This window comes from Geodermatophilus sp. SYSU D00867, assembly GCF_054050315.1.
Window position 1 is genome coordinate 54944 of the sequence record NZ_JBJGZC010000017.1, and the last position, 26861, is coordinate 81804.

Here is a 26861-nt window from a genome sequence, read left to right on the forward strand (position 1 = left end):
CCCCGCCGCAGGGCCCCGCCCCGAGCGGAGCGAGGGGTGGGGGCGGTGGGGTCCTTCCTCAGGCCTCGACCGTGGTGATCGAGACGGTCTTGCGGCCCCGGCTGGTGCCGAAGGTGACCGCACCGGGGGTCAGCGCGAACAGCGTGTCGTCGCCGCCGCGGCCGACGCCCAGGCCCGGGTGGAAGTGGGTGCCGCGCTGGCGCACGATGATCTCGCCGGCCTTGACGACCTGGCCGCCGAAGCGCTTGACGCCGAGGCGCTGGGCGTTCGAGTCGCGGCCGTTGCGGGAGGACGAGGCGCCCTTCTTGTGTGCCATGTCGTCGTCAGCCCTTCGTGATGTCGCGGACGACCACGTCGGTCAGCGGCTGACGGTGGCCCTGACGCTTGTGGTAGCCCGTCTTGTTCTTGAACTTGTGGATGCGGATCTTCGGGCCCTTGCCGTGGCCGACGATCTCGCCGGTCACGGTCACGCCGGCCAGCGCCTGCGCGTCACTGGTGACGGTCTCGCCGTCGACCAGGAGCAGGGCCGGGAGGGTGACGGTGTCGCCCGCCTCACCCGCGAGACGGTTGACCGTGAACCGGTCGCCCACGGCCACCTTGTGCTGCCGGCCCCCGGCCTTCACGACTGCGTACACCACTGAACTCCTCGATCGCTGCTGTCTGTCCCCGCGCTGCGTCCTGCGCGCACCCCGGCGCGGGCGCCGGGTGCTGGACGGGCCGCTCCGCCTGCGCGGGACCGGGAGACCCGGTCCGGGGCGGTGCAACCCGACCAGCGTACCCGAGCAGCCGGGACCGGGTCGAACGCGGCCCCGGCTGCCCGGAGGGTCTAGCTGGCCGGCGGCCCGGCCGGGCGGCTGGCGGCCCGGCGGCGGCGCGGGCGCGCCCCGCCCACCGCGGCACCGGTGCCGTCGTCGGCCACCGGCGGCTGCGCCTCGGCGGCCGGGGTCTCCTCGGCCGGGGCCTCCTCGGCCGGGACCTCCTCGGCCGGGACCTGGCCGCCGGGGGCCTGCGGGTCCGCCGCCGGGGCCGGGTCGTCGGGGCCGGCGCCCGCGGGGACCGCCTCCTCCTCCTCGCCCGGGCCCTGCGGCTCCGCGGAGGCGGCGTCCACCGGGACGGGGGCGTCGGTGACCAGCAGGCCGGGGTCGGCCTGCGGGGCCTCCCCCGCGTCCTCCGGCTCCGCGACCTCGGGCTCCGCGACCTCGGGCTCCGCGACCTCGGGCTCCGCGACCTCGGGCTCCGCGGTCAGGGGCCGAGCCGGCCCGGGCTGCGGCGCCTCCTCCGGCTCGGTCACCTCGGCGCCCGGCACCTCGGCGCCGACCGCGGCCGTGACCTCGACCTCGGGGGCCTCGTCGGCGGCCGCGGCCGGACCGGCGACGGCCTGCTCCGCGACGGCCTCCTCGGACGTCCCGGCGTCGGCGGGCTCCTCGCCGGAGGCGGCGGCGAGCACCGCGGCGTCCTCGGCGGCGCGCTCCTCACCGGACTGGCCGCGGTTGCGCCGTCCCCGGTTGCGCCGCCCGCCGCCGGACCGCTGGCCCTCGCCGTTCTCGGCGGCGTCGGGCCCGGCGCCGGGCGCGGTGACCTCGGCCTCGGTCCGGTCGGCGTCCTTGCGGTCGGCGTCCTTGCGGTCGGCGTCCTTGCGGTCGGTGTCCTTGCGCTCGGTGTCCTTGCGCTCGGTGTCCTTGCGCTCGGTGTCCTTGCGCTCGGCGCGCTCGGCGTCCTTGCGGCCCCCCTGGTCGCGCCGGCCGCCGTTGCCGGAGCCCGGGCCGTGCCCGCCCGAGCCGTTGCCGCCGCGGCGACGGTCGTCGACCGGGTCGGTGTGCACGATGACGCCGCGGCCGCGGCAGTGCTCGCACGGCTCGGAGAACACCTCGAGCAGGCCCTGGCCCACCCGCTTGCGGGTCATCTGCACCAGGCCCAGCGACGTCACCTCGGCGACCTGGTGCTTGGTGCGGTCGCGGCCCAGGCACTCGGTCAGCCGCCGCAGCACCAGGTCGCGGTTGCTCTCGAGCACCATGTCGATGAAGTCGATGACGATGATGCCGCCGACGTCGCGCAGCCGGAGCTGGCGGACGATCTCCTCGGCCGCCTCCATGTTGTTGCGCGTGACGGTCTGCTCGAGGTTGCCGCCGGACCCGGTGAACTTGCCGGTGTTGACGTCGATGACCGTCATCGCCTCGGTGCGGTCGATGACCAGGGAGCCGCCCGAGGGCAGCCAGACCTTGCGGTCCAGCGCCTTGGCCAGCTGCTCGTCGATGCGCAGGTCGCGGAAGACGTCGCCCTCGCCGGTGTGCCGGGTCAGCCGCCCGGTGAGCTCCGGGGAGACGTGCGCGACGTAGGCCTCGACGGTGTCCCACGCGTCGTCGCCCTGGACGACGAGCTCGCTGAAGTCCTCGTTGAAGACGTCGCGGATGACCCGGATGGCGAGGTCGGGCTCGCCGTAGAGCAGCGCCGGGGCGTTGTTCGACGACTCCGACTTCTGCCGGATGACCTCCCACTGCGCCTGCAGCCGGGCGACGTCGCGGGTGAGCTCCTCCTCCGAGGCGCCCTCCGCGGCGGTGCGGATGATCACGCCGGCGTCGTCGGGGACGATCTTCTTCAGGATGTCCTTGAGTCGCTGGCGCTCGGTGTCGGGCAGCTTGCGGCTGATGCCGGTCATCGACCCGCCGGGCACGTAGACCAGGAACCGGCCGGGCAGGTTGACCTGCTGGGTCAGCCGGGCGCCCTTGTGGCCGATCGGGTCCTTGGTGACCTGCACCAGCACCTTGTCGCCGGACTTGAGCGCCTGCTCGATCGAGCGCTGCTTGCCGCTGAGCCCGGCGACGTCCCAGTTGACCTCGCCGGCGTACAGGACGGCGTTGCGGCCCTTGCCGATGTCGACGAACGCCGCCTCCATGCTGGGCAGCACGTTCTGCACCCGGCCGAGGTAGACGTTCCCGGCGAACGACGTCGCCTGGGCCTGGGTGACGTAGTGCTCGACCAGCACGCCGTCCTCGAGGACGGCGATCTGGGTGCGCTCGCCGCGCTGGCGGATCACCATCCGGCGCTCCACCGCCTCGCGGCGGGCGAGGAACTCGGCCTCGGTGAGGATCGGCGCGCGACGGCGGCCGCTGTCCCGGCCCTCGCGGCGGCGCTGGCGCTTGGCCTCCAGCCGGGTGGAACCGGTGACGCCGCGGACGTCGTCGTCGCTGGTGCTGCGGCCGTTGCGGCCGGCGCGCTCGGGGCGGTCGTCGTCGTCCTCGGCCGCGGCCGCCTCGCCGTCCCCGCCGCGGCGGCGGCGCCGGCGGCGGCGCCGCGTGGTCGACGTGCCCTCGGCGCCCTCGCCGTCGTCGCCCTCGGCGTCCTCGCCGGCCTCCGCGTCGGTGTCCTCGTCCTCGGCGTCCTCGTCGTCGGAGGCGCGCTCGGCGGTGTCCTCGTCGGCGTCGGTGTCCGCGGCGTCGTCCCCGTTGCGGCCGCGGCCGCGGCCGCGGCGGCCCCGGCGGCGGCGCCGGCTGCCGCCGGCGGTCTCGTCGCGGTCGGCCTCGTCGCGGTCGGTCTCGTCGCGGTCGGTCTCGTCGCGGTCGGCCTCGTCGCGGTCGGCGTCGGCGCGGTCGGCCTCGTCAGCGGTGTCCTCGTCGGCGTCCTCGGCGGTCCCGACGACGGCCCGCTCGTCGGCGGGCGGCTCCTCGGCGGCCCCGCCGCGGCGGCGCGACCGGCTGCGGCGCGAGCGCGGCGCCGGGGTCTCCTCCTCGTCCTCCGCCGGCGCCGCGACGTCCTCGACGTCGGGCGACTCGGGCAGCGGCCGGCGGCTGCGCCGGCGCGGCGCCGGCGACACCTCCGCCTCGGGGGCCACGAAGCTCACGAAAGCCGGCACCACCGGGGCGGCGACCGGCGGGGGCGGCGTCCAGGCGGCGGGCTCGGGGGCGGCCGCCGGGCGGGTGGCGCGGCGGCGGGGCCGGGCGATGACCGCGGTCGGCTCCGGTGAGCTGAACTGGGCGCCGAACGGCGACCGGTCCGGCTCGTCCTCCGGCTCCTCCTCGGGCTCCGGGGCGGGCGGGGGCTCCGGGTCGGGGTGGGACTCCGGGTCGGCCTCCGCCGGCGGCTCGGCCGCGGCGGTCTCCGCCGGCTCCTCGTCCGGGGTCCCCCCGGTCGCCGCCTCGCCGCTCAGCACCTCCGCGACCGGCGCGTCGCCGGGCGGGAGGGCGGGCGCGCTGCCGGCGTCGGTGGTCGGGGTGTCGGTGGTCGGGGTGTCGCTGTCCTGGTCGGCCACGAGGGCTCGCCTCCTGTGTGGTACTCCCGGGCGCCGGTCCCCACCGGGGACGGGCGGCCGCGCAGGAGCACGGGTTGGGCGGGCCGGGCGGCCGCACGGGGTGCGGCGGCGAGCCCGGCTCGCGAAGTCTGTGGTCGGTCCCGCGCGGCGGTCGCCGCGGCCGGGGCCGGACTGCTGGTGGAGCGGTGGTGCCGATGGTCTCGGGTGGTGCCGGTCCTGGGCGGCACGTCTGGCAGCCGTGTCGCTCGACGTCGCGGTGGCTCCCGGGTCGCCCGGTCAGACGGCGGCGTGCTCCCCCTGGCAGCGGGTGCGCGCCGCACGGTCGGGACCGAGCGGATCGGCCACGGTCCCGCTGCCGTCGAGCCGGCCCTGCGCCTCACGCACGGCCCGGGGGGGCGACGGCGGGCGCAGGTCGGCGACGGCGGCGAGAGCGGCCACCACGTCGTCGGGTCGAACGGCGGGCGTCACCTGCCGGACGACCACGTGCAGTATGGCACATCCTGCCTCCCCGCCCGCGGACGCGGACGCGACGGGGCCGCGCGCATCGACGTCGCGGAGGCCGTTCTTGGTGCGCTTGGCGACCAGCACCTCCTCCCGGGCCAGGAAGGCGTCGACCGCCGCGGCGAGGGTCGCGGGCTCGACGCCGGACAGCTCGATCCGCCACCGCGCGGCGTCGATCCGGTCGGCCAGCGAGCCGCCGCCCTCGGCGGCCTCCACGCACTCGAGGACGTCGATGCCCGGGGGCAGCGACGCGTCCAGCGCGGCCCGGACCTCCTCGGGGTCGCGCCGCTCGGCCAGGCCGATCTCCAGGTACTCCGCCTCGCTGGCCGCCCCGGTCGGCGCCGCGCCCACGTAGCTGATCTTCGGGTGCGGGGTGAAGCCGGCGGAGTAGGCCATCGGCACCCGCGCGCGGCGCAGCGCCCGCTCCAGCGCGCGGGCGAGGTCGCGGTGGGAGGCGAAGCGCAGCGGGCCGCGCTTCGCGTAGCGCAGCCGCAGGCGCTGGACGGTCGGCGGCGGGGGCGGGCCCTCCGGGGTGCGGGCCACGGTCAGCGGCCGACGACGGTGAGCGGGAGCAGGCTGCGCCCGGTGGGGCCGATCTGGATCTCGGTGCCGTTGGTCGGGCAGACGCCGCAGTCGTAGCAGGGGGTCCACCGGCAGTCGGCGACCTCCTCCTCCGACAGCGCGTCCTGCCAGTCGTCCCAGAGCCATTCCTTGTCCAGCCCGGAGTCCAGGTGGTCCCAGGGCAGGACCTCGTCCTGGGTGCGCTCGCGGGTGGTGAACCAGTCGAGGTCCACGCCGAGCGGGGTGAGCTCCGCGGCGGCCGCGGCGGTCCAGCGCTCGTAGGAGAAGTGTTCGCTCCAGCCGTCGAACCGGCCGCCCTCGCGCCACACCCGCTCGACGACCCGGCCCACCCGGCGGTCGCCGCGGGACAGCAGGCCCTCGATCACGCCGGGCTTGCCGTCGTGGTAGCGCAGGCCGATGGAGCGGCCGATCCGGCGGTCGGCGTTGATCGCCTGCCGCAGGACCCTCAGGCGGTGGTCGATGGTGTCCGCGCTCGCCTGCCCGGCCCACTGGAACGGCGTGTGCGGCTTGGGCACGAACCCGCCGATGGACACGGTGCAGCGGATGTCCTTGCGGCCGCTGGCCTCGCGGCCCGCCCGGATGACCTCCACGGCCAGCTCGGCGATCTCCAGGACGTCCTCGTCGGTCTCCGTGGGGAGCCCGCACATGAAGTAGAGCTTCACCTGCTGCCAGCCGTTGGCGTAGGCGGTGGTGACCGTGGCGACCAGGTCCTCCTTGGACACGGTCTTGTTGATCACCCGGCGGATCCGCTCGCTGCCGCCCTCGGGCGCGAAGGTCAGCCCCGAGCGGCGCCCGTTGCGGGACAGCTCGTTGGCGAGGGTGACGTTGAAGGCGTCGACGCGGGTGCTCGGCAGCGACAGCCCGGTGTTGGTGCCCTCGTAGCGGTCGGCGAGCTCCTTGGCGACCTGGCCGATCTCGGAGTGGTCGGCGCTGGACAGCGACAGCAGCCCGACCTCCTCGTAGCCGGTCGCGCGCAGGCCCTGGTCGACCATCGAGCCGATGCCGGTGATCGTCCGCTCGCGCACCGGGCGGGTGATCATCCCGGCCTGGCAGAACCGGCAGCCGCGGGTGCAGCCGCGGAAGATCTCGACGCTCATCCGCTCGTGCACGCTCTCGGCCAGCGGCACCAGCGGCGTCTTCGGGTAGGGCCACTCGTCGAGGTCCATGACGGTGCGCTTGCCGACCCGGGCCGGGACGTCGTCGCGGGTGCGGGTCACCGCGGCGATCGCGCCGTCGGGACCGTAGGAGACGGCGTAGAAGCGCGGCACGTACACGCCGTCGACGCGGGCCAGCCGGGCCAGCAGCTCCTCGCGGCCGCCGGGGCGGCCCTGCTCCTTCCACGCCTTGACGACGTCGGTGACGTCCCCGACGACCTGCTCGCCGTCGCCGAGGACGGCGCAGTCGACGAAGTCGGCGATCGGCTCCGGGTTGAACGCCGCGTGCCCGCCGGCGACGACGACCGGGTGCGTCTCGTCGCGGTCGGCCGCGTGCAGCGGGATCCCGGCGAGGTCGAGGGCCTCGAGCAGGTTCGTGTAGCCCAGCTCGGTGGCGAAGCTGACCCCGAGGACGTCGAAGTCGCGCACCGGGCGGTGGGCGTCGACGGTGAACTGGCCGACGCCGTGCTCGCGCATGAGCGCGGCGAGGTCGGGCCAGACGGCGTAGGTGCGCTCGGCGAGGGCGTCGGGGCGCTCGTTGAGCACCTCGTACAGGATCATGAGGCCCTGGTTGGGCAGCCCCACCTCGTAGGCGTCCGGGTACATCAGCGCCCAGCGCACGGCGACGTCGTCCCAGGCCTTGACCTGCGCGTTCAGCTCACCGCCCACGTACTGGATGGGCTTCTGCACCTGGGCCAGCAGGGGCTCGAGACGGGGGTACAGGCTCTCTCCGCTCATGACCCGTCCAGGGTAGACGGCTCCCCCGCCGTCCCCGGCCCGGTTCTCGACCGGCGGCTCACCGTGATCGCGCCTAAACTGTCGGTGACCAGCAGGACGGCCTCCGAGGAGGAGCATGGTCCCGCCGGCCGGGAGCACCGGTGCACTGCGCGACGCCGACGGCGTCTCCCCGACCCGACCCTCCGGCCGGCTCCCGCACCCGTTGCCCCGGGGCCGGGCGACGTCCCTGCTGCCCCGGGGCCGGGCGATGTCGCCGCTGCCCCGGGGCCGGGCGATGTCGCCGCTGCCCCGGGGCCGGGCGATGTCGCCGCTGCCCCGGGGCCGGGCGATGTCCCTGCTGCCCCGGGGCCGGGCGATGCCGGCGGAGCAGTGGGCCGCCCACCATCTCCTCGTCCTCCGGACGCTGCTGGTGCTGGTCGCCGCGGTCCCGGTCTACGCGCTGGTCCGCGGGAGCGGCGTCGTCCCCTCGGTGCTGCACGCCGCACCCCTGGCGCTGCTGACCGCGCTGGCCTGGGCCCCGGGGCTGGGCCGCAACACTCGCGCCGCGGCCGCCGCCCTCGGGCTGATGACCGCCGCCGCCCTGGGCGTGTGGCTGTCCGACGGCGCCACCGAGGCGCACTTCCTGTTCTTCGCCCTACTCCCGCTCGCCGCCCTCTACGCCGCGCGGGCGCCGTTCCTGCTCGCGGTCGGCTTCGTGGCCCTCCACCACCTGGTGCTGGGCACGCTGTGGCCGCACGCGGTGTTCGCGCACTCCGTCCCGGCGCTGCCGATGGCCGCCCTGCACGCGGCGTTCGTGCTGCTGGAGAGCTGGGCGTGCCTGGCGGCCTGGCGGCGCTTCGACGACCGGCGCGAGCGCGTCGAGCAGCTGGTCGCCGAGCGCACCGCCGAGCTGCGCGCCCAGCGCGACGAGCTGGCCCGGCTGGCCGCCGTCGTCCAGACCACCGACGACGCCGTCGTGACGACGACCCCCGACGGCCGGATCACCAGCTGGAACCCGGGCGCGGAGCGGCTCTACGGCTGGACCGCCGCGGAGGCCCTCGGCCGGCACGTGTCGATGCTGTCCGCGGGCGCCCCGCTGCCCGCGGACCTGACCCGGCTGCCGCCCGGCAGCCACGAGCGGCGGCACCGCCGGGAGGACGGCTCGGTCTTCGACGCCCTGGTCACCTCCTCCCTCATCCGCGACGAGGACGGCACCCCGACCGGCGTCGCCGGGATCACCCGGGACATCACCGGCCGCAAGCGCGAGGAGGCCGAGGCCCGCGCCGCCGCCCGCCAGCTCGAGCAGCAGGCCGGCGAGCTGGCCCGGATGGCGCTGCACGACCCGCTCACGGGCCTGGCGAACCGGGCGCTCCTGCAGGACCGGCTCGAGCACGCCCTCGCCGACCGCCGCGCCCGCCGGCACGCGGTCCTGCTGCTCGACCTCGACGACTTCAAGGCGGTCAACGACGACTGCGGGCACGAGGCGGGCGACGCCGTCCTGACCGCCGTCGCCCGGCGGCTGGAGTCGCACGTGCGGCCGGCCGACACCGTCGCCCGCCTCGGCGGCGACGAGTTCGTCGTGCTCATGGAGGACGTCGAGGGCCGCTGCGACGTCCTGGCCGTGGCCGATCGGCTGCTGCGAGCGCTGCGCGAGCCCGTGGCCTGGGGCGACGAGCGGTTCACCGTGGGCGGCAGCGTCGGGGTCACGCTCACCGACGCCGGCGACCGGCGCGGCATGGACGACCTGCTCCGCGACGCCGACCTCGCGATGTACGTGGCCAAGTCCGGCGGCAAGGACCGGGTGCGGGTGTTCGAGCGCGGCATGCGCGAGGAGGTCGCCGCGCAGGACGAGCTGGTCCGCGACCTGCGCGCCGCCGTCGACTCCGGCGAGCTGCGGGTGCTCTACCAGCCGCAGGTGGACCTGCGCAGCGGCGCGGTCACCGGCGTGGAGGCGCTGGCCCGCTGGCAGTCGCGCACCCGCGGGCTGGTGGAGCCGGCCGGCTTCATCCCGGTCGCCGAGGCCACCGGCGTCATCGACGCGATCGACGACTGGGTGATCGGCCGGGCCTGTGCCCAGCTGCGCGCGTGGGACGACGCCGGCCTGCCCCCGCTGCGGGTGGCGGTCAACGTCTCCCCGCGCCGGCTGGCCACCGGCGGCCTCGCCGTCAGCATCGCCGCGGCCGCCCGGGACGCGGGCGTGGACCCCGGGCGGCTGGAGATCGAGGTCCCCGAGGCCGTCGCCGCCGGCCCCGACGCCGCGGCCGGGATCCGCGAGGTGCGGGCGCTGGGCGTGCACGTGGCCATCGACGACTTCGGGACCGGCGCGTCGTCGCTGTCCCGGCTGCAGGACCTGCCGCTGGACCGGCTGAAGATCGACCCCTCGTCGGTGGCGCCGCTGGCCGCCGGCGCCGCCGCCGGCTCGGTCGCCGACGCCGTCATCGCGCTGGGCAACAGCCTGGGCCTGCAGGTGGTGGCCGAGGGGGTCGAGCAGCCCGCCCAGCTGGCGGCACTCCGGTCGCTGGGCTGCGACACCGCCCAGGGCCACCTGTTCGGCTCCCCGGTGCCGGCCGACACCGTCGAGCGGCTGGTCCGCGCCGGCCGCCCCCTGCCGGGTGCCGCCTAACGGAGCAGCAGCCGCCCCAGGCGGCGGGCGCCCACCGCGAGGCCCGCCACGCCCAGCACCGCGAGGTAGGCGACCGAGACCAGCAGCCCCCACCGGACGTCGCCGGTCACCAGCCCGCGGACGAGCTCGATGCCGTGGTAGAGCGGCGTGCACTCGACGACGACCTGCAGCGGCCGCGGGTAGGTCGACAGCGGGTAGAAGGTCGTGGAGAACAGGAACAGCGGCAGGATCACCACCTGCACGAACTCGAAGTCCTGCCAGCCGCGGAGGAAGGTGCTCGCGGCCAGCCCGACGGCGGCGAAGGCGAAGCCGATGAGCACCGCCGCGGGCAGGGCGAGCAGCGCCCACCACGAGCCGACCAGCCCCATCGCGAGCATGACCAGCAGGAACGCCGCGGAGTAGACGGCCCCGCGCAGCAGCGCCCACACCGTCTCCCCCACCGCGGCGTCGGCGGCCGAGACCGGCGTGGCGAGGACGGCGTCGTAGAGCTTGGCGTAGCGCAGCTTGAAGAACAGGTTGAAGACGGCGTCGTAGATGGCGCCGTTCATCGCGGCCGACGCGAGCAGCGCCGGGGCGACGAACTCCTGGTAGGTCAGCGCGGTGCCGGTGTCGGTGACGACGTCGCCGACCAGCCCGCCGATGCCGACGCCGATGGAGAACAGGTAGAAGAACGGCTCGGCGAACCCGGAGACGAACACCAGCCAGCTGCGCCGGGCCACCAGCAGGTTCCGGTACACCAGCTGCCCGGCCCGCCGCGCGGACAGCGGGTACAGCGGCACGATCCGCAGCAGCAGCGACGCCGGGCGCACCGGCGCGGGGACGCCGGTCACCGGACCAGCCGCCGCTGCAGCGCCCGGGCGGCCAGCCACGTGCCGGCGGCGACCCACAGCGCCAGGTAGCCGACGTGCAGCAGCGCGGACCCCGCCCCCGCCGTCCCGAGGGCGAGGTCGCGGGCCAGCGCGACGCCGTGCCACAGCGGGGTGGCGTAGGCGAACCACTCCAGCGCCGCCGGCAGCTGCGTCACCGGGAAGAACGTCCCGCTGAACAGGAACATCGGCACGATGAGGAACCGCTGCAGCGCGGCGAAGGCGGCGTCCTCCTCCAGCCGGGCGGCCATGGCCGTCACCGGCGCGGCGAAGGCCAGGCCGGTGAGCAGCGCGACCGGCAGCGCGAGCACCACCAGCGGGCTCTCCGCGGCGCCGAACAGCACGAGGACGACGAGGAACGCCGCAGCCGACGTCGTGACGCGGAAGGCGACGTAGAGCAGGTGGCCGGTGAGGACGTCGGCCGGGCGGGCGGGGGTGGCGAGCACCGCCTCGTAGAGCCGGTCCCACTTGAGCGCCCCGAGCACCGGGTAGGTCGACTCGCCCGTCGCCGTCTGCATCGCCGCGGCCACCAGCAGGCCCGGGGCGAGGAAGGCCAGGTAGCCCACCCCGCCCGGGACGCCGGGCCCGCGGTCGACGAGGGTGCCGAGCGTCAGGCCCATCGCGGCGAGGAACAGCACCGGCTCCAGCACGCTGCCGATCGCGCTGCTGCGCCAGAAGTGCCGGTGCGCGGTCAGCCGCTGGGCCAGGAAGGAGCGGGCGGCCGGGGACGGGACCACGTCAGTCGACCAGCGTCCGGCCGGTCAGCCGCAGGAAGACGTCCTCCAGCGAGCTGCGCCGGACCAGCGACGACAGCGGCCGCAGCCCGAGCGCGAGCACCTCGCTCAGCGCGGCGTCGCCGTCGGCGGTGTAGAGCAGCAGCCGGTCGGGCAGCACCTCGACCCGCTCGACGGCGCCGCGGGAGAGCAGCGGCGCCAGCGCGTCGGCGTGCGCGGCCGGCCCGCCGCCGCCCTCGGTCAGCGGGAAGCGCAGCTCGCACACCTCGCGGGTGGACCAGGTGGCGATCAGCTGCGCCGGGGAGCCCTCGGCGGCGATCCGCCCGCGGTCCATGACCACCAGCCGGTCGCACAGCTGCTCGGCCTCGTCCATGTAGTGGGTGGTGAGGACGAGGGTGACCCCGCGCTGCTTGAGCCGGTACAGCCGCTCCCAGAGCACGTGCCGGGCCTGCGGGTCCAGCCCGGTGGTGGGCTCGTCGAGCAGCACGACGTCGGGGTCGTTGACCAGTGCGCGGGCGATGGTGACCCGCCGCTTCATCCCGCCCGACAGCGGCTCGACCCGGTCCCGCGCCCGGTCGCTGAGCTGCACGAAGTCCAGCAGCTCCGCCGTGCGCTCCCGCACGACGGCCCGCGGCAGCCCGAAGTACCGGCCGTAGACCAGCAGGTTCTCCTCGACGGTGAGCTCGAGGTCGAGGTTGTCGGTCTGGGGGACGACGCCGAGGCGGGCGCGGATCGCCGGGCCGTCGACGGCGGGGTCCATGCCGAGGATCCGCAGCTCCCCCGCCGTCGGCGGCGACACCGCCCCGACCATGCGCATGGTCGTGCTCTTGCCGGCGCCGTTGGGCCCGAGGAAGCCGAAGGCCTCCCCGGGCGCGATGTCGACGTCGATGCCGTCGACGGCGGTGTGCTCGCCGAAGCGCTTCACCAGGCCCCGGGCCCGGACCAGCGACTCCACCATGTCCCCCATGCTGACCCCGGCCCCGGGGGCCGGGTCGACTACGCCGCGAGGTCCGGGAAGAACAGGCCGATCTCGCGGGCGGCGGACTCGGCGGAGTCCGAGCCGTGCACGATGTTCGACTGCACCTCGAGGGCGAAGTCGCCGCGGATGGTGCCGGGGGCGGCCTTGACCGGGTCCGTGGCGCCGGCCAGCGCGCGGAACGCCTCGACCGCGCGCGGCCCCTCGACGACGAGGGCGAGCAGCGGGCCGCCGGTGATGAACTCGACGAGCGAGCCGAAGAACGGCTTCTCGCGGTGTTCGCCGTAGTGCTCCTCGGCGACCTCACGGGTCAGGGTGCGCAGCTCGGCGGCGACCAGGCGCAGGCCCTTGGCCTCCAGCCGCGAGACGACCTCTCCGACCAGGCCGCGGGCGACGCCGTCGGGCTTGACGAGGACCAGGGTGCGATCAGTCACGGGACGGCAGCCTACGGGTCGCCGTCCGTCAACCGGGGTTGACATCCCCGCGGGTGTCAACCACAGTTGACACGGTGACCAGCCCGACCGCGGACGAGACGCTCACCGCCGCCACCAGCGACGACCCCGCCGTCGGCCTGCGCGGGGTCCGCGCCCTGCGGGAGCTGGCCGACCGGCTCGAGGGGTTGCAGGTCGCCGCCGCCCGCCGGCGCGGCTGGTCCTGGCAGCAGGTCGCCGACGCGCTCGGCGTCACGCGCCAGGCGGTGCACAAGAAGCACGCCCGGTCGTCCGGGGCGACGTGGAGGGAGTCCTGAGGTGTTCGAACGGTTCGCCGCCGAGGCACGCACGGTCGTGGTCCTGGCGCAGGAGGAGGCCCGCTCCGCCGGGTCGGACGGCGTCGACCCGGTGCACCTGCTGGTCGCCCTCGCCGCCGCGCCCGGCCCGGCCGGCCCGCTGCTGGCCGCCGCGGGCGTGCACGTGACCGACCTCCGCGCCGGCCTGCCCTCCTCCGGGGGCGGTGCGCTCGACGCGGAGGCGCTGGCCGCGCTCGGCATCGACCTGGACCGGGTGCGGGCGGCCGCCGAGGCGGCGTTCGGCCCCGGCGCGCTGGACCGCGGGTCCCCCGGCCGCCGGAGGGGGCACCTGCGCTTCGCCTCCGGCAGCAGGGAGGCGCTCAAGGAGGCGCTGCGCGCGGCGATCGCGCGCGGCGACCGGGTCATCGACGGCCGGCACCTGCTCGCCGGGGTGCTCGAGGTCGGCGACCCCGCGGTGTCCGCGGCGCTGGCCCGCGCCGGCGCCGACGTCGCCGGCCTGCGCCGCCGCCTGGCGGGCGAGGCCGACGCGGCCTGACTCAGGCGGGCGGCGCGTCGTCCCCGGAGGGAGCGGCCGGCTCGCGGAACGGCGCGCCGAGCAGCTCCTTGCGGATCTGCAGCAGGTACAGCCAGATCAGCAGGAACACGCCGCCGACGAACCACATCGACGAGTCGATGAGCCCGGTGAGCAGCAGCGGGACCTGCAGCGCGGTGCCGATCTCCAGGCCGCGCGGCCGCCGCTGGACGCCGCTGGCCAGCACGAGGACGACGGCGAGCACGAGCAGGACCGTCAGCCGGGTGGCGCCGAGGCCGGCCTCGGTCTGCGCGATCGCCCGCGGGACGAACAGCACCGCGATGCCCTCGAGCAGCAGCACGGCGGCGGCCGCCCCGCGCAGCGCCCTCGCGGCCCGGACCGGGTCCGGCGCCGTCACGGCCGGCCGCCCAGGACCGTACGGGCCTCGCCGGCGGTGACCACGCTGCCGGTGACCAGCACGCCGGAGCCGCCGAGGGCGTCGTCGGGACCGGCCTCGGCCAGCTCGACCGCCTCGGTGAGCGCCTCGGGCAGCCGCGGGGAGACGCTCACCCGGTCGGCGCCGAACACGTCGACGGCGAGCGCGCCGAGCTCGTCGGCCGGCACCGCCCGCGGCGAGCTGTTCTGCGTCACCACCAGCTCCGCGCAGACGGTCTCCAGCTCGCGCAGCATGCCCTCGACGTCCTTGCCGCGCACCGCGCCGACCACCCCGACCAGCCGGGTGAAGTCGAAGGACTCCCGGATCGCCTCGACGGTCGCGGCCATCCCGGCGGGGTTGTGCGCGGCGTCGACCAGCACCGTCGGGCTGGTGCGCACCCGCTCGAGGCGGCCGGGCGAGCGGACGGCGGCGAAGGCCGCGCGCACCGTCTCGACGTCGACGGTCCCGGTGGCCGCGCCGGCGCCGAGGAACGCCTCGACCGCGGCCAGCGCGGTGGCCGCGTTCTGCGCCTGGTGCGCGCCGAACAGCGGGAGGTAGACGTCGTCGTACTCCCCGCCCAGGCCCTGCAGCCGCAGCTGCTGCCCGCCGACGGCGACCCGCCGGTCCAGCACGCCGAACTCGGTGCCCTCGCGCGCCACCACGGCCTCGACCTCGACCGCGCGGCGGACCAGCGCGTCCAGCGCCCCGGGCTGCTGGTGGGCGAGGACGGCGATCGCGTCGGCCTTGATGATCCCGGCCTTCTCGCCGGCGATGGTGGCGACGTCGGGACCGAGGTACTCGGCGTGGTCCAGCGCCACCGGCGTGACGACGGCGACCCGCGCGTCGACGACGTTCGTGGCGTCCCACGTGCCGCCCATGCCGACCTCGACGACCGCGACGTCGACCGGCGCCTCGGCGAACAGCGCGTACGCCATGCCGACCACGACCTCGAAGAAGCTCATCGGGTGCTCGCCGGCGGCGTCGACCATCTGCACGTAGGGCGCGATGTCGTCGTACGTCTCCACGAACCGCTCGGCGCTCACCGGCTCGCCGTCGAGCACGATCCGCTCGCGCACCGACTGCAGGTGCGGGCTGGTGAACCGGCCCACGCGCAGGCCGAAGCCGCGCAGCAGCTCGTCGACCATCCGCGACGTCGTCGTCTTGCCGTTGGTGCCGGCGACGTGCACGACCGGGTAGGCCCGGTGCGGGCTGCCCAGCAGGTCCACCAGGGCGGCGATGCGGCCCAGCGAGGGCTCCAGCCGGGTCTCCGGCCAGCGGGCCAGCAGCTCCTTCTCGACGCGGGCCAGCTCGGCCTCGGGACTGCTGCTCATCCTCCCCAGGATGCCAGTCGCGCACTTCCTAGGATGGGGGCATGGTCGCCGATCCCCTCACCCCGGTCAGCACCACCCCGGGAGCCGGGGCCGGGGTACCCGAGAAGCCGAGCCTCGACGGACTCGAGGACACCTGGGTCGCCCGCTGGGCCGAGCAGGACACCTACGCCTTCGACCGCGCCGCCGCCCTCGCCGCGCCGCGCGAGCAGGTGTACTCGATCGACACCCCGCCGCCGACCGCCAGCGGGTCGCTGCACGTGGGGCACGTGTTCAGCTACACCCACACCGACATCGTCGCCCGCTACCAGCGCATGCGCGGCAAGCACGTCTTCTACCCGATGGGCTGGGACGACAACGGGCTGCCGACCGAGCGGCGGGTGCAGAACTACTACGGCGTCCGCTGCGACCCCTCGCTCCCCTACGACCCGGGCTTCGAGCCGCCGGCCAAGCCGGGCAAGGACCAGGTGCCGATCAGCCGGCGCAACTTCGTCGAGCTGTGCATGCAGCTGACGGAGGAGGACGAGCGCGCCTACGAGCAGCTGTGGCGCCGGGTCGGGCTGTCGGTGGACTGGTCGAACGTCTACCGGACCATCTCGGAGACCTCGCGGGCCACCGCGCAGCGGATGTTCCTGCACAACCTGGCCCGCGGTGAGGCCTACGCCCAGGAGGCGCCGACCCTCTGGGACGTCAGCTTCCGCACCGCCGTGGCGCAGGCCGAGCTCGAGGACCGCGAGCGCCCCGGCGCCTACCACCGGATCTCGTTCCACTCCGCCGACGGCCCGGTGTTCATCGAGACCACCCGGCCGGAGCTGCTGCCCGCCTGCGTCGCGCTGGTCGCCCACCCCGACGACGAGCGCTACCGGCAGCTGTTCGGCACGACGGTGCGCACGCCGCTGTTCGACGTCGAGGTGCCGGTGGTCGCCCACCGCCTGGCCGAGCCGGACAAGGGCTCGGGCATCGCGATGATCTGCACCTTCGGCGACCTCAACGACGTCACCTGGTGGCGCGAGCTGCAGCTGCCCACCCGCGCGGTGGTCGGCTGGGACGGCCGCTTCGTCGCCGACGCCCCGGACGGCGTCCCCGCCGGCGTCTACGCCGAGCTCGCCGGGAAGACGCCGTTCAGCGCCCAGCAGCGGATCGTGGAGATGCTGCGCGAGTCCGGCGACCTGCAGGGGGAGCCGAAGGCGATCACCCACCCGGTCAAGTTCTTCGAGAAGGGCGACCGGCCGCTGGAGATCGTCACCACGCGGCAGTGGTACATCCGCAACGGCGGGCGGGACGCCTCGCTCCGGGACGCCCTCGTCGCCCGCGGGCGGGAGATCCAGTGGGTGCCCGAGCACATGCGGCACCGCTACGAGAACTGGGTCGAGGGCCTCAACGGCGACTGGCTGATCAGCCGGCAGCGGTTCTTCGGCGTCCCGTTCCCGGTCTGGTACCGGCTCGACCCCTCCGGCGACCCCGTCTACGACGAGCCGATCCTGGCCGACGAGGCGTCGCTGCCGGTCGACCCCTCCTCGGACGTGCCGCCGGGCTTCGACGAGTCGCAGCGCGGCGTCCCCGGCGGGTTCATGGCCGACCCCGACGTCATGGACACCTGGGCGACGTCGTCGCTGTCGCCGCAGGTGGCCTCGGGCTGGGACACCGACCCGGAGCTGTTCGCGCACGTCTTCCCGATGGACCAGCGGCCCCAGGCGCACGACATCATCCGCACCTGGCTGTTCTCCACCGTCGTCCGCTCGCACTTCGAGTTCGGCGCGGTGCCGTGGACGCACGCCACCATCTCCGGGTTCGTCGTCGACCCCGACCGCAAGAAGATGTCCAAGTCGAAGGGCAACGTCGTCACGCCGATCGACGTGCTCGAGCGCTACGGCACCGACGCCGTCCGCTGGCGCGCCGCCGGCGCCCGGCCGGGCGCGGACTCGCCGTTCGACGAGGCGCAGATGAAGGTCGGCCGCCGGCTGGCCATGAAGATCCTCAACGTCGGCAAGTTCGTGCTGGGCCTCGGCGTGACCGCCGACCTCTCCGCCGGGCAGGTCACCGAGCCGATCGACCTCGGGCTGCTGCGCCGGCTGGCCGACGTCGTCGACGAGGCCACCGCGGCGATGGAGGCCTACAACTACACCCGGGCGCTGGAGGTGGCCGAGGCGTTCTTCTGGTCGTTCTGCGACGACTACGTGGAGCTGGTGAAGTCCCGCGCCTACGGCTCGGACGACGCCGCCCGCTCCGCCCAGGCCACGCTGGCCCTCGCGCTGTCGGTGCAGCTGCGGCTGTTCGCGCCGGTGCTGCCGTTCGTCACCGAGGAGGTCTGGTCCTGGTGGCAGGCCGGCTCGGTGCACCGGGCGGCGTGGCCGGCCGCCGACGAGCTGCCCGGCGGCGGCGACCCGGCGGTCGTCGAGGTGGCCGCCGAGGCGCTGGCCGCGGTGCGCAAGGCCAAGTCGGAGGCCAAGCAGTCGATGCGGGCCGACGTCGAGTCCGCGACGGTGACCGCGCCGGAGGCGCAGGTGCCGCAGGTGGAGGCCGCGCGGGACGACCTGGTGTCGGCCGGGCGGATCGCCTCGCTGACCGTCGTCGCCGGCGAGGGCCCGCTGACCGTCGACGTCGTCCTCGCCGCCCCCGCGGAGGGGTGAGCGTGTGCGCTGACGCCGCATCCGGCCACCCGGGACGCGGCGTCAGCGCACACGATCGGCGCCGAACAGCCGCCGGCGCGCCTCGTGGACCGCGCGGATCTCCCGGCGGCAGGCCACCGGCTCGGTCGTGAGCCGCCGGAAGCCGAACCGCAGCGTCTGCCAGCCCACGGTGGCGAGCAGCGCGTCCCGCCGGATGTCCCGCTCGCGCTGGGCCCGGGAGCCGTGCCAGGCGGCGCCGTCCATCTCGACGGCCAGCCGCACCTCCTCGTAGGCCGCGTCGAGGACGAACACCTCCCCCGCCACCTCGATCCGCCGCTGCTGGGTGAACGGCGGCATGCCGGGGCCGCGCAGCACGGCGAGGCATCCCCAGATCTCCAGCTCGCTGCGGCAGCCCTCGGCCAGCAGGCGCACGAGGTCGACCAGCGCGGCCCGGCCGGGCAGGCACGGACGGCGCCCGGTCTCGGCCAGCAGTTCCTGCGGCCCGCACAGCCGGCGGCGGACGGCGTCGATCGCCGCGGCGCGGACGTCCGCCCGGGAGAGGCCGGCCGGACTCCCCCACGCGTCGATGACGGCCCGCTCGGGACAGGACACCGGCAGCCCCTCGACCCGGCGGACGCTGTCGTCGAGGGCCCGGGTGCGGTGCAGGACGACGCCCGGCGTCCCCCGCCCGCTGCGGGTGTGGCCCACGGTGAGGTGCACGGGGCCGCCGGGCGAGCCGAGCCCCCACAGCGCCAGCGCGGACCGGTGGCTGACCACCCCGCAGCAGCTGCGGACGGCGGCCTCCACCCGGAGCCGCCACTCGCCGGCCACCGCGGGCAGGGCGTAGACACCGGGCTGCAGCCGCGCGAGCCGCCCGTCGGCCACGAAGCGGGCGACGGTCCCGCGGTCGACCCGGGCGGTCAGCGCCTCCCAGGTCGTCCAGCCGTCCGGGCCGACGAGCGCGGCGAGGTCGTGGGTCACCCGGCGACGGTGACCGACCGGGGACCGTCTTGATCCGCCGTCGGCGGATCTGTGGACGGCGGCCCGGCGAGTGTGTGCGCCGGGGCCGCGTCCCGGGCCCCCGGAAGGCGGCGTCGGCGCACACGCTCGGGCCCACCGACGCGGACGAGCCCGCCCCCGGAGGTCGGGGACGGGCTCGTCGGCGGTGTCAGCGCGGCGTTACGCGCTCTTCTCGCGGCGCTCGCGGGTGGGCTTGCGCGGCACGATCGTCGGGTTGACGTGCTCCAGCACGACCTCCTTGGTGATCACCACGGAGGCGACGTCCTCGCGGCTGGGCACCTCGTACATCACCGACTGCAGCACCTCCTCCATGATCGCCCGGAGCCCGCGGGCGCCGGTGCCGCGGAGGATGGCCTGGTCGGCGATCGCCTCGAGGGCGTCGTCGGTGAACTCCAGCTCCACGCCGTCGAGCTCGAACAGCCGCCGGTACTGGCGCACCAGCGCGTTCTTCGGCTCGGTGAGGATCTGGATCAGCGCATCCCGGTCGAGGGCCTGCACGCTGGTGATCACCGGGAGCCGGCCGATGAACTCGGGGATCATGCCGAACTTCAGCAGGTCCTCGGGCATGACCTCGGCGAAGGCGTTGGCCTCCTCGATCTCCTTCTTGCCGCGGATCTCCGCGCCGAAGCCGATGCCCTGCTTGCCGACCCGCTGCTCGATGACCTTCTCCAGGCCGGCGAAGGCACCGCCCACGATGAACAGCACGTTCGTCGTGTCGATCTGGATGAACTCCTGGTGCGGGTGCTTGCGGCCGCCCTGCGGGGGCACCGACGCCGTCGTCCCCTCGAGGATCTTCAGCAGCGCCTGCTGCACGCCCTCGCCGGAGACGTCGCGGGTGATCGACGGGTTCTCGCTCTTGCGGGCGATCTTGTCGACCTCGTCGATGTAGATGATCCCGGTTTCGGCGCGCTTGACGTCGTAGTCCGCGGCCTGGATCAGCTTGAGCAGGATGTTCTCGACGTCCTCGCCGACGTAGCCGGCCTCGGTCAGCGCCGTGGCGTCGGCGATCGCGAACGGGACGTTGAGCATCCGGGCCAGCGTCTGCGCCAGGTGCGTCTTGCCGCACCCGGTCGGGCCCATCAGCAGGATGTTGGACTTGGCGAGCTCGACCGAGTCGTCCCGGGAGCGCTCACCACCGGCCTGCACCCGCTTGTAGTGGTTGTAGACGGCGACGGCGAGGGTGCGCTTGGCCTTCTCCTGGCCGATGACGTACTGCTCGAGGAAGTCGTGGATCTCGCGGGGCTTCGGCAGCTCGTCGAACTTCAGGTCCGACGACTCCGAGAGCTCCTCCTCGATGATCTCGTTGCAGAGGTCGATGCACTCGTCGCAGATGTAGACGCCGGGGCCCGCGATGAGCTTCTTGACCTGCTTCTGGCTCTTCCCGCAGAACGAGCACTTGAGCAGGTCACCGCTCTCACCGATTCGTGCCACCTGCTGACCTCCACCTCAGGGGGTTTGCAGGTCCCGGGGATGCGGACCTGCGGATCGTGTGTCGCTTGCTGCCCGTGCTCGGCCCCGCGGGAGCGGGTGCCGCGAGAGTGACCTCCCGGCGCTGCCGGCCGGGGATCGGACGCTCGCCGACGGTACCTGCCGCCGCCGACGCCGCGGGGGTTCGACGCCCCGGTGCGCCGGGGGCGTCCGACTCGCGCGTCACTCCCGGCACTGCACCTCGAACGGTACGGGTCGAGTGCGCGACACGCGATGACTCGACCCGTACCGATCGGGCGATCACGGCGATCAGACCGGCAGCGCGTTGAGCTTGCGGCTCTGGATGACCTGGTCGACGATCCCGTACTCCTTGGCCTCGGGGGCCGTCAGGATCTTGTCGCGGTCGATGTCGGCGCGGACCTGCTCCACCGAGCGGCCGGTGTGGCGGGCCAGGATCTCCTCCATCTGGGCCCGCACCCGCGCGATCTCGGCGGCGTGGATCTCGAGGTCCGAGACCTGGCCGCCGGCCTCGCCGGAGGGCTGGTGGATCAGCACGCGCGAGTACGGCAGCGCCAGTCGCTTGCCCGGGGTGCCGGCCGCGAGCAGGACGGCGGCGGCCGAGGCGGCCTGGCCCATGCACACGGTCTGGATGTCCGGGCGGACGAACATCATCGTGTCGTAGATGGCCATCAGCGACGTGAACGAGCCACCGGGCGAGTTGATGTAGATCGTGATGTCGCGGTCGGGGTCGGCCGACTCCAGCGTGATCAGCTGGGCCATCACGTCGTTGGCCGACGCGTCGTCGATCTGCACCCCGAGGAAGATGATCCGCTCCTCGAAGAGCTTGTTGTACGGGTTGCTCTCCTTCATGCCGTAGCTGGTCCGCTCCACGAAGGAGGGCAGCACGTACCGGCTGGAGGGCAGCTGGAAGTCGCTCATCGTCTGTCAGTCCTCGCTGCTCAGTTGTCGGAGACCGGGTTGGCGCTGTCGGTCATCGCGGCGCGGCTGACGACGTGGTCGACGAAGCCGTACTCGAGGGCCTCCTGCGCGGTGAACCAGCGGTCGCGGTCGGAGTCCCGCTCGATCTGCTCGATGGACTGGCCGGTGTGGAACGCCTGCAGCTCGTTGAGCTCGCGCTTGGTGCGGCGGAACAGGTCGGCCTGGATGGCGATGTCCGCGGCGGTGCCACCGACGCCCGCCGAGGGCTGGTGCATCATGATCCGCGCGTGCGGCAGGGCGTAGCGCTTGCCCTTGGTGCCCGCGGTCAGCAGGAACTGGCCCATCGAGGCGGCCAGGCCCATGCCGTAGGTGGCGACGTCGCAGTCGATGAACTGCATCGTGTCGTAGATGGCCATGCCGGCGCTGACCGAGCCGCCCGGCGAGTTGATGTACAGGTGGATGTCCTGCTTGGGGTCCTCGGCGGACAGCAGCAGCATCTGCGCGGCCAGCTGGTTGGCGATGACGTCGTCGACCTGGGTGCCCAGGAAGATGATGCGCTCGCGCAGCAGGCGCTCGTAGACCGAGTCGTTGAGGTTCATCCCCCCGGCGGCACCCCGCATCAGCGGGCTGTACGCCGGGTTCGGGTCGGTGCTCACGGGTGGTGTGACCTCCGTTGGCGGTGGATCGAGTCGGTCTCGGTGGGCGGGAGGCGGGGCCGGCGGCCCTGGCGGGCCGTACCCCCGGCGTCCGCCCCGAGTCACGTCGACCCTAACGCGCACCCCCGGGCCCGGAGTCCCGGCGCGGGGGCCTGTTCGCCGACGGCGCAGCGCGCCCCCGGGAAGACGACGGACGCCGCCCTCCCCCGCGTGCGCGGGGGAGGACGGCGTCCGTGGTGGGCATCCGGGTGGCCCCGTGCCGAGGCTCACCCCGAGCTCGCTCGGGGTGAGGAGGACGGGTCCTCCGTCAGCCCTTGGCGACGTCCCCGCTGTCCTCGGTGGCACCCTCGGTCGCCTCGACGGCGGCCGCGTCGGCGACCTCGGCGTCGGGAGCCTCCTCGGCGGCGGTGTCGTCGGCGGCGGTGTCGTCAGCCGCGGGGGCGGCCTCGGCGGCACGCACCGTCTGCGGGCGGGCGGCCTCCAGGTCGACGACGTTGCCCGAGGCGTCGGTGATCGTCGTCTGCTCGAGCAGCTGGGCCAGCGCCTTGGTGCGGCGCACGTCGGCGACGAACTCGGCGATGTTGCCGCTCTGCTGCAGCTGCTGGGCGTACTGCTCCGGGCTCATCCGGTTGCGCGAGGCCTGCGCCATGATCTGCGCCGACAGGTCGTCGTTGTCGACGGTGATCTCACGCGCGTCGGCGATCGCGTCGAGGACGAACTGGGTGCGGACCGCCTCCTCGATGTTCTTCCGCTGCTCGGCGTCGTAGGCCTCGCGGCTCTCGCTGCCCGACATGGACAGGAAGGTGTCCCAGTCCATGCCGGCGCCGTTGAGCTCGGTGGTCAGCGCGTTGTTGCGGAACTCGAGCTCGCGGTCGACCAGGCCCTCGGGGATCGGGACCTCGGTGACCTCGAGCAGGTGCTCGACCAGCTTGTCGCGGGCCTGCGCGCCCTGCTGCATGACCTTCACCCGCGACAGCCGGGTGCGGACGTCGTCGCGCAGCTCCTCGAGGGTGTCGAACTCGCTGGCGGTGGAGGCGAACTCGTCGTCGAGCTCGGGCAGCTCCTTGGCCTTCACCGAGCGGACGGTGACGGTGACCTGCGCCTGCTCACCGGCGTGCGGGCCCTGCTGCAGCGGGGTCTCGAAGGTGGCCGACTCGTCGGCGGACAGCCCGCGGACGGCGTCGTCGAGGCCCTCCATGAGCGAGCCGGAGCCGACCTCGTAGGACATGCCGCTGGTGGTGCCGTCCTCGAGCACCTCGTCACCGACGCGGGCCTCGAGGTCGATGGAGACGTAGTCGCCGTCCTGGGCGGCGCGCTCGACGCCGGTCAGCATGGCGAAGCGCTCGCGCATGACCGAGACCTGCTGGTCGATCTCCTCGTCGGTGACCTCGACGTCGTCGACGGTGACGTTCAGGTCGTCGAGGGCCGGCAGCTCGATCTTCGGCGCGACGTCGACCTCGGCGGTGAACGCCAGGGTGTCGTTGTCGTCGAGGCGGGTCACCTCGATGTCGGGCTGGCCGATGACGCGGACCTGGTTGTCGCGGACGACCTCGGAGTAGACCTCCGGGATGGCGTGCTGGACGACCTGCTCGAGGACGACCGGACGACCGATGCGCTGGTCGAGGATGCGGTTGGGCACCTTGCCCGGGCGGAACCCGGGGACGCGCACCTGCCGCTTGAGCTCCTTGTAGACCTCACCGAAGGCGTGGTCCAGGTCTCCCCACGGCACCTCGATCGCCATCCGGACCCGCGTGGGGCCCAGTTCCTCGATGGTGCTCTTCACAGCGGCAGTGCTCCTCGGTACGACGGAAGGGGGACGCCGGGACCGGCGCCGGGTCGACCCCCGAGTCTAGAGACGCCGGGGGCGGGGTCGGGGTGGCGGGATTCGAACCCACGGCCCCCCGCTCCCAAAGCGGGTGCGCTACCAAGCTGCGCCACACCCCGTGGCGGCTGCGAGTCTAGGCGGGCACCGGCGGGCGGCGTGCCGCCCACGGGGCGGCCTCCTCCAGCGCGGCGGCGACCCGCACGAGCAGGTCCTCCCGCCCGGCGCCCGCGACCAGCTGCACGCCGACCGGCAGCCCGGCGTCGGTGGTGTGCAGCGGCAGGCTGACCGCCGGCTGGCCGGTGACGTTGGCCTGGGCGGTGTACGGGATGAACGCCCCGATGCGGCGGCCCTCCTCGCGCGGGCCTGCGGCGGTGAACCAGCCGAGCTCCGGCGGGGGCGCGCCCACGGTCGGGGTGACCAGCAGGTCGAAGCCCTGCCCGCCGTCTGCGGCCGGCGTCCAGAAGCGGGCCATCCGGCGGCACCAGGAGCCCAGCCAGGCGCGGGCGCCGAGGTACTCGGCCGAGGTCATCCGGTGGCCGGCGGCCCGGTAGTGGGCGTTGCGCGGCTCGAGCTCGTCGTCGGTGATCTCCCGGCCGAGGACCCGCTCGAGATCGGTGAGCATGCGGGCGGTGTCGGCGGCGATGGTGGCGTTGAAGTGCCGGGAGAAGCCGTCGTCGAAGAAGACGGCGGGCGCGGCGGGCTCGACGTCGCAGCCGAGGTCCTCCAGCAGCCGGCCGGCGCGGGCGACGGCGGCCCGGCACTCGGGGCTGTCGAGCCAGCGCTCCTGCGGCGGGGCGTCGACCAGGCCGACGCGCAGCCGGCCGACCGGGGCGCCGACCTCCTCGACCAGCGGGCGCGGCAGCGGCGGCGCGGCGTAGGGGTCGCCGGGCATCGGACCGGCGATCGCGTCGAGGACGGCGGCGGTGTCGCGGACGCTGCGGGTGACGACGCCGTCGATGGTGGCGCCGGCCCAGCCCTCGCCGACGTCGGGGCCCTGGCTGACCCGCGCGCGGCTGGGCTTGAGCCCGACCAGCCCGCACTCGCTCGCCGGGACGCGGATGGAGCCGCCGCCGTCGCTGGCGTGCGCGACCGGCACGTACCCCGCCGCGACGGCCGCGGCCGACCCGCCGCTGGAGCCGCCGGTGGAGCGGGTGGGGTCCCACGGGTTGCGCGCCGGGGGGTTGGCGGCGGGCTCGGTGGTGACCGTCGTCCCGAGTTCGGGGACGTTGGTGCGTCCGAGGACGACGAACCCGGCGGCGCGGAAGGCCTCGGCCAGGTGGCTGTCGCGCCGCCAACGGATCTGCGCGTCGCGCAGCGGGGCCAGGCCGTAGCAGGTCTCCTCCCCCGCCATGTGCGCCCCCATGTCCTTGAGCAGCAGCGGCACGCCGCGGAACGGTCCGTCGGGCAGCGTGCCGGCGGCCTCGGCGCGGGCGGCGTCGAACCGCTCCCGGATCACGGCGGCGAACTGCGCGTTCGTCGCCTCGATCCGGGCGATCGCGGCGTCGACGAGCTCGGCGGGGCTCACCTCGCCGCGGCGCACGAGGTCGGCCTGCGCGGTGGCGTCCAGCTCTGTGGGCTCGGTCACGCCCGGACGCTATCGGTCCGGCCCGCTACGCTGGTGCGGCACCTCGCGGGTGTAGCTCAATGGCAGAGCCCCAGCCTTCCAAGCTGGCCATGCGGGTTCGATTCCCGTCACCCGCTCTCCTCGACCGGCACCCCGGCGAACCGGAACAGGCCGTCCGTCCAGAGGCCGTTTCGTGCCGGACACGCCCGGTTACGGTCGTTCCGCAGAGGGGCCCTGGTTCGAACAGCGTGCCCAGGTCCTCTCCCGTTCCCCGGGCAGGTCGCCGGGACCGGGAGGCGACATCGTGGAAGCCAGCGAGCGGGTCACGTGGGAGGACTGCCCGATCTGCCGGCGGCCGGCGGCCGTCGGGTGGGTCGACGGGCAGGCCGTGGAGTTCGACTGCCCGGGCGGCTGCCGCCCGGGCCGGGCGCAACTGGACGCCTTCGCCGCGCGGCGCGCCCGACCGCCGGTGGTCTGGCTGACCCGCATCTAGCCCTGCCGGACGCCGCTCAGTCGGTGAACCCGCGGGTGAGCAGCACGACGGTGACGAACGTCCGGTAGAGGGCGACCGGGTCGTCGTCGGCGATCCGGACGTCGAGGGTCCCGGTGCGCTCGACCCCGACGACCCGGCAGGCCAGCTCGGCCAGGTCCGCGTTCCGGAAGGTGACCTCCAGCGTCGCCGGCAGCTCGATCGCCGGGAGGCCGGCGGCGGACAGGCCCCGCACGGCGGCGGCCGCCCGCTCGCGGATGAGCGCGCACGCCTCGGCCGGGTGCAGGCTCTCGGCCGCGAACCGGGTGACCGACCGCTTGACCACGGCGGCCTCGATCCCCGGGCACACCGCGCGCGCCTCCTCGGCCGTCGTCTCGTCGCCGGTGACCAGCACGACCGGCACGCCGTGGCCGAGGGCGACCAGCGCGTTGATGCCCGACTCCCCCACCTCGAGCCCGTTCAGCCGCACGCGGGCGACCGCCGCCGGGTTGTAGGTGTGCGACAGCACCGAGGCCGGCCCGGACATCGAGCCGTGGTAGCTGACGAGGAAGACGGCGTCGAAGGAGCCGTCCAGCCCCTCCATCATGTACATCGGCTTGTGCCGGCCGGCGAGGTGGCGGGCGTTGCCGAGCAGCTCGCCGGGCCGCAGGTTCTGCATCGTCGAGTGCGAGTCGTTGACGAGGAACTCGGTGGCGCCGGCGTCCATCGCGCCCGCGATCGCCGCGTTCACCTCGTCCTGCAGCAGCCGCCGGTAGTGCTCGTACTCCCCGCCCGGGCCGCGGCACTGCGCCCAGTCGACGACACCCGCGGTGCCCTCCATGTCCGACGACACGTAGATCTTCACGAGCCCCATCCTCGGCCGCGCCCTCCGGCGGCCTCGCACCGCGGCGGCACGGGGCCGACGGAGG

At 74.9% G+C, this 26861-nt stretch carries 23 protein-coding genes and 2 tRNA genes; 6 read left to right on the plus strand and 19 right to left on the minus strand.

Annotation, left to right across the window (positions count from 1 at the left end):
• Positions 1-58 precede the first annotated feature (58 nt).
• The 5 genes from rpmA to ACI8AK_RS16755 all read right to left on the minus strand — a co-directional run bounded on the left by rpmA (position 59) and on the right by ACI8AK_RS16755 (position 7221).
• Complete coding sequence (rpmA, locus tag ACI8AK_RS16735) at positions 59-316, minus strand: 50S ribosomal protein L27 (protein WP_387985394.1); 258 nt, start codon at positions 314-316, stop codon at positions 59-61.
• A 7-nt stretch (positions 317-323) separates the two neighbouring features.
• Complete coding sequence (gene rplU / locus ACI8AK_RS16740) at positions 324-635, minus strand: 50S ribosomal protein L21 (RefSeq protein WP_110007164.1); 312 nt, start codon at positions 633-635, stop codon at positions 324-326.
• Between the two features lie 191 nt (positions 636-826).
• Positions 827-4246 (minus strand): Rne/Rng family ribonuclease, encoded by a 3420-nt coding sequence (locus tag ACI8AK_RS16745; RefSeq protein ID WP_456957165.1) that lies wholly within the window; start codon positions 4244-4246, stop codon positions 827-829.
• A 276-nt stretch (positions 4247-4522) separates the two neighbouring features.
• On the minus strand, positions 4523-5290 hold the full coding sequence (locus tag ACI8AK_RS16750) for a TIGR03936 family radical SAM-associated protein (RefSeq protein ID WP_387985398.1): 768 nt from the start codon (positions 5288-5290) through the stop codon (positions 4523-4525).
• 2 nt (positions 5291-5292) lie between these two features.
• Positions 5293-7221 carry a TIGR03960 family B12-binding radical SAM protein gene (locus ACI8AK_RS16755; RefSeq protein WP_456957167.1) on the minus strand — a complete coding sequence of 643 codons (1929 nt, stop codon included), beginning with the start codon at positions 7219-7221 and terminating at the stop codon, positions 5293-5295.
• Between the two features lie 328 nt (positions 7222-7549).
• Between ACI8AK_RS16755 and ACI8AK_RS16760 the strand changes: the two genes are divergently transcribed.
• Positions 7550-9823, plus strand: a complete 2274-nt coding sequence (locus ACI8AK_RS16760; RefSeq protein ID WP_456957169.1) for a putative bifunctional diguanylate cyclase/phosphodiesterase — start codon at positions 7550-7552, stop codon at positions 9821-9823.
• Here ACI8AK_RS16760 and ACI8AK_RS16765 read toward each other — a convergent pair.
• The 4 genes from ACI8AK_RS16765 to ndk are packed head-to-tail and all read right to left on the minus strand — an operon-like array spanning position 9820 to position 12833.
• Positions 9820-10653, minus strand: coding sequence for an ABC transporter permease (locus ACI8AK_RS16765; protein WP_456902541.1), 834 nt, complete (start codon positions 10651-10653; stop codon positions 9820-9822). The genes ACI8AK_RS16760 and ACI8AK_RS16765 overlap by 4 nt on opposite strands.
• Positions 10650-11426 carry an ABC transporter permease gene (locus ACI8AK_RS16770; protein ID WP_387985408.1) on the minus strand — a complete coding sequence of 259 codons (777 nt, stop codon included), beginning with the start codon at positions 11424-11426 and terminating at the stop codon, positions 10650-10652. The genes ACI8AK_RS16765 and ACI8AK_RS16770 overlap by 4 nt, the downstream gene beginning before the upstream one ends.
• 1 nt (position 11427) lies before the next feature.
• Positions 11428-12381, minus strand: coding sequence for an ABC transporter ATP-binding protein (locus ACI8AK_RS16775; protein ID WP_387985411.1), 954 nt, complete (start codon positions 12379-12381; stop codon positions 11428-11430).
• Between the two features lie 38 nt (positions 12382-12419).
• Complete coding sequence (gene ndk, locus ACI8AK_RS16780) at positions 12420-12833, minus strand: nucleoside-diphosphate kinase (protein ID WP_106280974.1); 414 nt, start codon at positions 12831-12833, stop codon at positions 12420-12422.
• A 74-nt stretch (positions 12834-12907) separates the two neighbouring features.
• Here ndk and ACI8AK_RS16785 point away from each other — a divergent pair, with 74 nt between their 5' ends.
• Positions 12908-13147: a helix-turn-helix domain-containing protein gene (locus ACI8AK_RS16785; RefSeq protein WP_456957170.1), complete on the plus strand. Its 240-nt coding sequence runs from the start codon at positions 12908-12910 to the stop codon at positions 13145-13147.
• Between the two features lies 1 nt (position 13148).
• On the plus strand, positions 13149-13682 hold the full coding sequence (locus tag ACI8AK_RS16790) for a Clp protease N-terminal domain-containing protein (protein WP_456902537.1): 534 nt from the start codon (positions 13149-13151) through the stop codon (positions 13680-13682).
• 1 nt (position 13683) lies between these two features.
• On the opposite strand, the gene ACI8AK_RS16795 is transcribed toward ACI8AK_RS16790, so the two are convergent.
• Together ACI8AK_RS16795 and folC are read right to left on the minus strand one after the other, a co-directional pair.
• The gene (locus tag ACI8AK_RS16795; RefSeq protein ID WP_387985420.1) at positions 13684-14076 is read right to left on the minus strand and encodes a DUF4233 domain-containing protein; all 393 of its coding nucleotides are present in this window, start codon (positions 14074-14076) and stop codon (positions 13684-13686) included.
• Positions 14073-15425, minus strand: a complete 1353-nt coding sequence (gene folC / locus ACI8AK_RS16800; RefSeq protein WP_456957172.1) for a bifunctional tetrahydrofolate synthase/dihydrofolate synthase — start codon at positions 15423-15425, stop codon at positions 14073-14075. Before folC ends, ACI8AK_RS16795 begins: the two co-directional genes overlap by 4 nt.
• 41 nt (positions 15426-15466) lie before the next feature.
• Between folC and valS the strand changes: the two genes are divergently transcribed.
• Positions 15467-18052, plus strand: a complete 2586-nt coding sequence (gene valS, locus ACI8AK_RS16805) for a valine--tRNA ligase (RefSeq protein WP_456902536.1) — start codon at positions 15467-15469, stop codon at positions 18050-18052.
• A gap of 42 nt (positions 18053-18094) precedes the next feature.
• Here the strand turns inward: valS and ACI8AK_RS16810 are convergent, their stop codons facing one another.
• The 7 genes from ACI8AK_RS16810 to ACI8AK_RS16840 all read right to left on the minus strand — a co-directional run bounded on the left by ACI8AK_RS16810 (position 18095) and on the right by ACI8AK_RS16840 (position 25484).
• On the minus strand, positions 18095-19012 hold the full coding sequence (locus ACI8AK_RS16810) for a DUF559 domain-containing protein (protein WP_456957173.1): 918 nt from the start codon (positions 19010-19012) through the stop codon (positions 18095-18097).
• Positions 19013-19210: 198 nt separating this feature from the next.
• Entirely contained in the window at positions 19211-20482 is a 1272-nt protein-coding gene (gene clpX, locus ACI8AK_RS16815) for an ATP-dependent Clp protease ATP-binding subunit ClpX (protein WP_387985428.1), read from the minus strand.
• Positions 20483-20788: 306 nt separating this feature from the next.
• Positions 20789-21418 carry an ATP-dependent Clp protease proteolytic subunit gene (locus tag ACI8AK_RS16820; RefSeq protein ID WP_387985431.1) on the minus strand — a complete coding sequence of 210 codons (630 nt, stop codon included), beginning with the start codon at positions 21416-21418 and terminating at the stop codon, positions 20789-20791.
• A gap of 20 nt (positions 21419-21438) precedes the next feature.
• Entirely contained in the window at positions 21439-22074 is a 636-nt protein-coding gene (locus ACI8AK_RS16825) for an ATP-dependent Clp protease proteolytic subunit (RefSeq protein WP_456902534.1), read from the minus strand.
• Positions 22075-22381: 307 nt separating this feature from the next.
• The gene (gene tig / locus ACI8AK_RS16830; protein WP_387985433.1) at positions 22382-23857 is read right to left on the minus strand and encodes a trigger factor; all 1476 of its coding nucleotides are present in this window, start codon (positions 23855-23857) and stop codon (positions 22382-22384) included.
• Between the two features lie 87 nt (positions 23858-23944).
• A tRNA-Pro gene (locus ACI8AK_RS16835) sits at positions 23945-24018 on the minus strand.
• Between the two features lie 14 nt (positions 24019-24032).
• A complete protein-coding gene (locus tag ACI8AK_RS16840; RefSeq protein ID WP_456902532.1) occupies positions 24033-25484 on the minus strand; it encodes an amidase in 1452 nt (483 codons plus the stop codon).
• Between the two features lie 45 nt (positions 25485-25529).
• Between ACI8AK_RS16840 and ACI8AK_RS16845 the strand changes: the two genes are divergently transcribed.
• Positions 25530-25600, plus strand: a tRNA-Gly gene (locus ACI8AK_RS16845).
• Between the two features lie 167 nt (positions 25601-25767).
• On the plus strand, positions 25768-25956 hold the full coding sequence (locus ACI8AK_RS16850; RefSeq protein ID WP_387985460.1) for a hypothetical protein: 189 nt from the start codon (positions 25768-25770) through the stop codon (positions 25954-25956).
• Positions 25957-25972: 16 nt separating this feature from the next.
• Here ACI8AK_RS16850 and ACI8AK_RS16855 read toward each other — a convergent pair whose 3' ends face one another.
• Complete coding sequence (locus tag ACI8AK_RS16855; RefSeq protein WP_456957174.1) at positions 25973-26797, minus strand: M55 family metallopeptidase; 825 nt, start codon at positions 26795-26797, stop codon at positions 25973-25975.
• Positions 26798-26861 lie beyond the last annotated feature (64 nt).